Here is a 6,381-nt window from a genome sequence, read left to right as displayed (position 1 = left end):
GTGCGAACGTGAGCCACTTCTTGTCCAGCAGCGGCGCTTCCGCCGCAGCTGCACCACCAATGGTTGTTGCTGCCATTTTTACCTCCAACTGTTATATCGATGTGAACACCGGCGTATTGCACCGGTGAATCGCTTCTCACCTCCCTGCTTGGTTCATGCATCCTTGCCACCCCTCAGAGCCGCGCCCACGGGCTGGACCGGCCCCTTGGTGGGTCGCAGTCTATCACCCAACCCGAGGCTGTCAAGAAAAATCTGCGTCATTTTGACGCAGGCTCAGCCTCGTGAGCCAACCTCATGAGCCGGGCACTTGGATGAAAAAGAGAATGGACGGCGCGGAACGGGAGGCTCCGCTGCGCTCGTTCTGGGAAGGAGTCCAGATCAACAAGCGGGCTTGCGACAGACCGTGATCGTAGCCGGCGTACGCCGGACACGAGGGTCAAGCGACCAGCAGGATTTCACCCTTGCCTTGGACCGAGAGGTCTCCGACCAGCCGACGCACCCGGGACCGGCACGCCCGAGTCTCCGAGAAGCAGGTATTCAAGCCCTGATAGCCTTTGAGGAGCAAAGGCAGGAAACCTAGGGTATGTAAACCACAGTCGTTGAAGGTGGCGCCGATGGACACAGGAGAACCATACACCAGCAGGGTCCCACGCTTCATGGCATAACCGGCACAGGCACCGATGCGCCCCCGTACCGCGATCGTGCCGGCCGTCATTCGTGCGCCGAGATACATCCCGGCATTACCTTCGATCAAAATCGAACCGCGGCGCATGTGATCGCCAACACGGTCTCCGGCATCGCCACGAACGATCACGACGCCTTCCGACATACCTTTTTTGTTGCCGGGAAGAGCGCTCCCGAGCAGATCCCCGGCATTTCCGCAAATCTCGACGATACCCCCCTTGAGTTCGCACGCTGCGTACAGACCAGCCGAACCGGACACACACAGACGTCCCCCCTTCATATGCATACCGACGTAAGCCCCGGCGTCGCCGTCTATGATGAGCGAACCTCGTGTCATCCCCCTGCCAGCGAAATCGAGCTTCGGTGAGCCGGAAATGCGGACCGACTCCGCATCGTCCCCTGCAATGTCGAACAGATCTGCCGCGGCGATCCGGCGGTTGCCGTACTGCAGGTCCAGCGTGGCGATCTCTTTGGGTGACTTGCCCAACAGCCGATCCGGAACGAGCGGAGATGCGTCCAGCCGCTGCCGTAGCGGCGACTTCAGCGTAAAACTCAGTGCAGTCATAATCGATTCCTTGTTGGCCGCGGCCTGACGGCGTTCAAGCCATGATTTCGCGGAGGTGGAAGAGGAATGGGCCGAGCTTGCCTCCGTAGTTGCCGGCGCTGATGCGCCGAATGCCGTTGGCCGCGCCCAGTCCGCAAGCCGCCTCGATGCCTGCGCGCATCGCCTTGGCGATGTCGGCATCGCTCAAGCCATCGATCACGATTTCCATCACCGACTCGATTTCCGGCGAAAGCTCGGTCCGCGTTTGCCCTTTCAAGGTCGGACAGAATGCGTCATTGGTAGACGCCGGCAGGGTCTTGTACTTCGAGCCGACCTTGGAACCCGAACGGACGACGCCGCCGGGGAACGGCATGATGACGTTGGGAATCCTGCGCATCGCCTCGATCGCCGCCTCGCACGCGGCCAGCGCCTGGGGCTGCGATTCGGCCAGGATGAGAAAATTGCCGCCGCCGACCGCCTTGATCATCCCGGTGGTCTCCTGGCAGAGGAACTCTCCGTCCATGACCGGTATGCGCCAATAGCGCTTGCCGCCGATCCGCTTGGAAATCTGGAAGCCGTCACCGAAATAGCGCAGATTCTTCCCCAGGGGAATTTGCTCGCCTTCGACGATCCCTGCGAACAGCGCGGAGGTAGGCGAGGTCAGCACGCATTGCCCGGCCCGTGTCTCCAGTTGCTTCGCCAGCCCCTTGCCGCCCATGGCGAACAGCAGCGCCGATACGCCGGGACGTCCATCCGGCGTTTCGGCGGGATCGAGTTCCCGCTCGATACCGGCTTCGCAGCCGCAGGCGATGACCGATGTCGCGAAGCCTGTCATGGCCTGGGCAGCGTGATGGGCCCATTTGAGGTTCTGGGCCGTGACGATCACGCGCGTGGCGCGCATCGGGAACGCCTCCGCGAACGTCTCGTCGATGTGTACGCCGTTGATGATCATGACCGTGTCCCCTGATGGCAGGGATGGACGAGGATCTTGCTGCGGCCATCGCCCTCGATTTCCCAATCGTTGATGACGAAATTATCGAGCTTCATGGTGTGGTAGCGGTCGAAGTAATCGCGCAACCGCGCTTCGATGCCGTTGTCGAATTCCGGCTGGACGGTGTGCAGATTGCCCCAGACGACCTTGACGACCTCGCCGTTGCGCACGACCAGTTCGCCGTCCTTGAACACGTAATCCGGCCGGGTGAACATCTTTTCCTTGTCGGCCTGATCGGTGTAGACGGTGATGTCCGCCGCGGCTCCTGCCCCCAGGTGGCCTCGGTCGGTCAGTCCGAGCAACCGCGCCGCGCCGGCCCGGGTCATGATGGCGATCTCATATAAAGAGTATTCACGGTCGATCGAACCCAGGGTGCTCAGCGCTGCCGCTTCCGGATTGATCGTGGCCAGCATGTCATTGCGGAAGCTCTTGTCCATCAGCAGCCGGATCAGGTGCGGATAGGTGGTGAACGGCGCGCCGTTGGGATGGTCGGTTGTCAGGAAGACACGCCAGGGATCGTCGATCAGCAGGAAGGTTTCCAGACCGATACACCACTGCAGCGCATTGACGAAGTTCTTGTCGCGGTACTTGAACGGCACCACCCCGCAGCCGGCATCGCATTCGATGTCCATGCACACCCATTTGTCGGGATGCGCGTGGCCGGCGTTCGCATGCTGCCGCATCGAATCGCCCGAAGCCGTGACGGTCTGGCCGAACAGGATCTGGCCGACGTCGATCGTGATGTTCTTGTTGGCGTTGATGGCCTCGGCGATGCGGGCTGCACCGGAGGAGAACTTGCGGTCACCCTCGACGCCGTAGCTGTGGAACTGGATGTGGGTCAGGTGCATCGGTAGACCTTCGATGCCGCTGATGGTGTTCAGCGTGGTCTCGACGTTACCCGGCACTCCCAGGTTGCAGCCGTGGACGTGCAGCGGATGCGGCACCCCCAACTCATGTACGGCGCGCGCCAGCGACTTCAGAATCTGCCGCGGCGTCACACCGTAGTACACATGCTTTTCATCCAGATCGAGCATGCGCTGGTTGAACTTGAAGGCACTGATACCGCCGGGATTGACCACCTTGATCCCGATCGCCTTGGCGGAGCGTATCGTCCAGGCGACATAGTCGTTGATGAGCTTCTGATCGCTGCCCGCGGACAAGAGCCGCAGGAAGAAATCATCGCTGCCCAGCATGACATAGCCGCCGACGTCCAACAGCGGCACGTCCGCCATCTCCATGTGGGCCTGACGCGCATTGATGGGCAGCACCGCGGGCTCGAACCCCGCCGTGTAGCCCATCTCGGCATAGCGGTAGCCGGTGGTCAGGGTCGAAGGTGCGGCATGGCCGCAGCCGGCCCGCATCAGCCCCCGGCGCGGCTCGGGATCGGCACGATGATCTTCCGGCAGCAGGTTGCGGGCGATGGTCACCTTGCCGCCGCCGATGTGGGTATGCATGTCGATGGCACCGGCCATCACCACCTTGCCGCGCAGATCGTACTCCTGATCCGGCGTGGCGCCGTTCAGCGAATGGACGATCCTACCGTCGCGGATGAAAAGGTTACGCACCTGACCATCGATGCCGTTCGCCGGATCGTAAACGGTGCCGCCCGTAAGCTTGATCAGCATGATTTCGAATCTCCCAAGGAAGCAGGCGTCAGAGCGACCGCTCGATCGCGGCCAGCACGGCGGCGGCAGTCGTCAGCCCACAATCGCGCAGCGCATAGAGCGGCATGGCCACGACGTTGTCACAGCGGTACATGTGACCGGCATGGTCGATACCCGGAACACCGACGGGAATGTATACCTCCGGCTCCTCGTCGAACTGCATGCCGGAGCGACCGATCACTACCGTCGGCACCTCGGCCGCTGGCGGCGGCGCCGGCGACAGGCTGGACACCCAAACCAGCGCATCGGCTTCGCCGTCCTTTAGCAGGCGCACGGCGTCATTGAGATAGGGGTCGTATTCGGGGAAGCCGCGGGCGAAGCTCACCCGCGTCGGATAACCGGTCAGCCAGGCGCAGACCTGGCTGGCGGTCCGGTCACCGTCCTGCCCTCCCAAAGGCAGAACCGCCGCGCGGGTTTCCTTGTTGAGAAGGGCCACCATCTGGCAAACCTGTTGCACCGTCAGATCGGCATGTGCAAAATCGAGCTGACCGGCCACCCACGTCACCACGCTGTAGCTCGACCGCCTCAACCGCTCCACGATCTCCCGCAACACCACGACCGGTATGCCACCCACCGTTTCGGCCTGGAGCGATGCTCCCCGCGCCAGGGCCGACAGCGCAGCGGCGAGCTCTGGCAGATGCCGGGGATCGCATTCGACCACCTGCGGGCGCCGCCCGTCCGGAGACACCGCCGCATCACCGCTGGGCGCCCGACCGACGCAGATCACTTCCCGCCGGGCAGGATCCTGCCCGAACAAGGTCTCCCGGTTCCAGACGAAACGTTCGAAAAAACGTGGAAACGCGGCCTCGACATCACTGCCGAAAACCAGGAGCACTTCAACGCGATTCTTCACCTCAGCCAGCGTCGTCGCGATCCAGCCGGAATCGGCCAGTGCCAGCAGATTGCGGACGCCGCCGGCAGCGCGGGCCTGATCGAAGATGCCGCGAACCTTGTCGATCAGCGCGAGTGCGGCGCGGGTGTCGTTGACATCGGTACCGAAACCGCTGAATACCGGCAGCCTGGCTTCCTTCAGGATCTCCGCCGCCCGCCGAACCGCATCCTCCAGGGAGGCCGGTTCGCCAGCGATACGGGGAGCGGTATCGGTCACGGGGCGTTCGAAACCGGGAACCGTGACGGCATCCCCATTGGCCAGCACCCGCACGCTCGAACCGCAAACCTCGATTCTCAGGTCGTCGGAAGCGATACCACAGAACGGGCTGGGAACGTTCTCCCAGACCTTGGCCGAGGTCTTGTCGGTCATGCCTTTCCTATATAGAGATATGGTTTTCGAATGGAGCGTCTGAAGCGGTTCCGAGCCCACGCCACGCGGGAACCACCCAGCCATCCGCGTGGCTGGCAAGAATAGGGAATCCGGCCCTGTTTTTCAACTTGGCGCCCCACGGCGCGCACGATCGACAAAACGGCCCTGTTCCTCTACGCTAACGGCTTTTTGCGGCACCGACCGCCCCTGGCCGACCCCGCTCTGCACCACCCCAACGCCATGCCGAAACCGTCTCCACGCGTCCGTGTCCACGCCCCCGCCCGTCTGCATCTCGGGTTCATCGACATCTCCGGCACGTTCGGGCGCCGATTCGGCAGCATCGGCGTCGCGATCGACGATATAGCGACGCGCCTGAGTCTGTGGCCGAGTCGGGAACCGCGCGCCGCCGGCCCCTCGGCGGAAAAGGCGCTGGCCATCCTGGAAAAGATCGAAGCCGCTTTGAGCCTGCCAGGCTCGGCCACGGTCGAAATCGAATCGGCGATTCCCGAGCATGTGGGCCTGGGCTCTGGCACGCAGATGGCTCTTGCCCTGGGCAGCGCGATCATCCGTGCCTATGGGCTGCCGCTCACGCCCCGGGATCTCGCTCCACTCATCGAAAGGGGCGCGCGATCGGGCATCGGCCTGGCGTCGTTCGAACAAGGTGGACTCATCGTCGACGGCGGGCGCGGCCCGGAGACCCTCAGTCCGCCGGTGGTCGCCCGACTGCCGGTGCCGGAGGACTGGCGCTTCATCCTGGTGTTCGACTCGCGCGGGCAGGGACTTCACGGCAAGCAGGAAATCGACGCCTTCCAGACCTTGCCACCGTTCCCGGAGCAAGATGCCGCCCGCCTGAGTCATCTGATCCTGATGCAGACCCTGCCTGCCCTGGCGGAACAGCGACTCGAAACCTTCGGCGCAGGCATCGCCGAGATCCAGCGATCCGTAGGCGATTATTTCGCCCCCGCGCAAGGGGGGCGCTTCACCAGCCCCGGCGTCGCCGCCGCCCTCGACTGGCTGGCGACGCAAGGCGCTGTCGGCATAGGCCAAAGTTCCTGGGGACCCACGGGATTCTGTCTCGTCGCTTCGGAACCGGAGGCGCGGCGATTGGCAGCGGCGGCCGCCAATCGGAACATCGCAGCGCACCTGGATTTCAGAATCGCTCGGCCGCGCAACAGGGGGGCCGATGTGACGCTTGCGATAGCGGCCCCCGAGCCGGCCTCCCTGCAAGCCTAGCGCA

5 protein-coding genes are annotated in these 6,381 nt (G+C 63.5%); 1 reads left to right on the top strand and 4 read right to left on the bottom strand.

The genetic code is table 11. The annotated features are described in order from the left end of the window. Positions 1 to 436: 436 nt before the first annotated feature. The 4 genes from ACSHWJ_RS15130 to ACSHWJ_RS15115 are packed head-to-tail and all read right to left on the bottom strand — an operon-like array spanning position 437 to position 5,144. Positions 437 to 1,249, bottom strand: a complete 813-nt coding sequence (locus tag ACSHWJ_RS15130) for a formylmethanofuran dehydrogenase subunit C (RefSeq protein WP_010962052.1) — start codon at positions 1,247 to 1,249, stop codon at positions 437 to 439. Positions 1,250 to 1,283: 34 nt separating this feature from the next. Beyond that, positions 1,284 to 2,180, bottom strand: coding sequence for a formylmethanofuran--tetrahydromethanopterin N-formyltransferase (gene fhcD, locus ACSHWJ_RS15125; protein ID WP_010962053.1), 897 nt, complete (start codon positions 2,178 to 2,180; stop codon positions 1,284 to 1,286). Continuing rightward, complete coding sequence (locus tag ACSHWJ_RS15120) at positions 2,177 to 3,844, bottom strand: formylmethanofuran dehydrogenase subunit A (protein WP_010962054.1); 1,668 nt, start codon at positions 3,842 to 3,844, stop codon at positions 2,177 to 2,179. The genes fhcD and ACSHWJ_RS15120 overlap by 4 nt, the downstream gene beginning before the upstream one ends. A 28-nt stretch (positions 3,845 to 3,872) precedes the next feature. Next, positions 3,873 to 5,144 (bottom strand): formylmethanofuran dehydrogenase subunit B, encoded by a 1,272-nt coding sequence (locus ACSHWJ_RS15115; protein ID WP_218800645.1) that lies wholly within the window; start codon positions 5,142 to 5,144, stop codon positions 3,873 to 3,875. A gap of 240 nt (positions 5,145 to 5,384) precedes the next feature. Here ACSHWJ_RS15115 and ACSHWJ_RS15110 point away from each other — a divergent pair, with 240 nt between their 5' ends. Further along, the gene (locus ACSHWJ_RS15110; protein ID WP_228370225.1) at positions 5,385 to 6,377 is read left to right on the top strand and encodes a beta-ribofuranosylaminobenzene 5'-phosphate synthase family protein; all 993 of its coding nucleotides are present in this window, start codon (positions 5,385 to 5,387) and stop codon (positions 6,375 to 6,377) included. The last annotated feature ends 4 nt before the right edge of the window (positions 6,378 to 6,381 follow it).

Origin of the sequence: Methylococcus sp. S1M (assembly GCF_051295855.1) — a bacterium.
GTDB classification, from domain to species: domain Bacteria; phylum Pseudomonadota; class Gammaproteobacteria; order Methylococcales; family Methylococcaceae; genus Methylococcus; species Methylococcus capsulatus.
Note: the sequence above shows the minus strand (reverse complement) of the source record. Positions and strands in the feature narration are given on the sequence as shown.

Bases quoted from the DNA above. Each gene is read 5' to 3' on its own strand.
- ACSHWJ_RS15130 (WP_010962052.1), bottom strand. From the start codon at position 1,249: ATGACTGCACTGAGTTTTACGCTGAAGTCGCCGCTACGGCAGCGGCTG.
- fhcD (WP_010962053.1), bottom strand. From the start codon at position 2,180: ATGATCATCAACGGCGTACACATCGACGAGACGTTCGCGGAGGCGTTC.
- ACSHWJ_RS15120 (WP_010962054.1), bottom strand. From the start codon at position 3,844: ATGCTGATCAAGCTTACGGGCGGCACCGTTTACGATCCGGCGAACGGC.
- ACSHWJ_RS15115 (WP_218800645.1), bottom strand. From the start codon at position 5,144: ATGACCGACAAGACCTCGGCCAAGGTCTGGGAGAACGTTCCCAGCCCG.
- ACSHWJ_RS15110 (WP_228370225.1), top strand. From the start codon at position 5,385: ATGCCGAAACCGTCTCCACGCGTCCGTGTCCACGCCCCCGCCCGTCTG.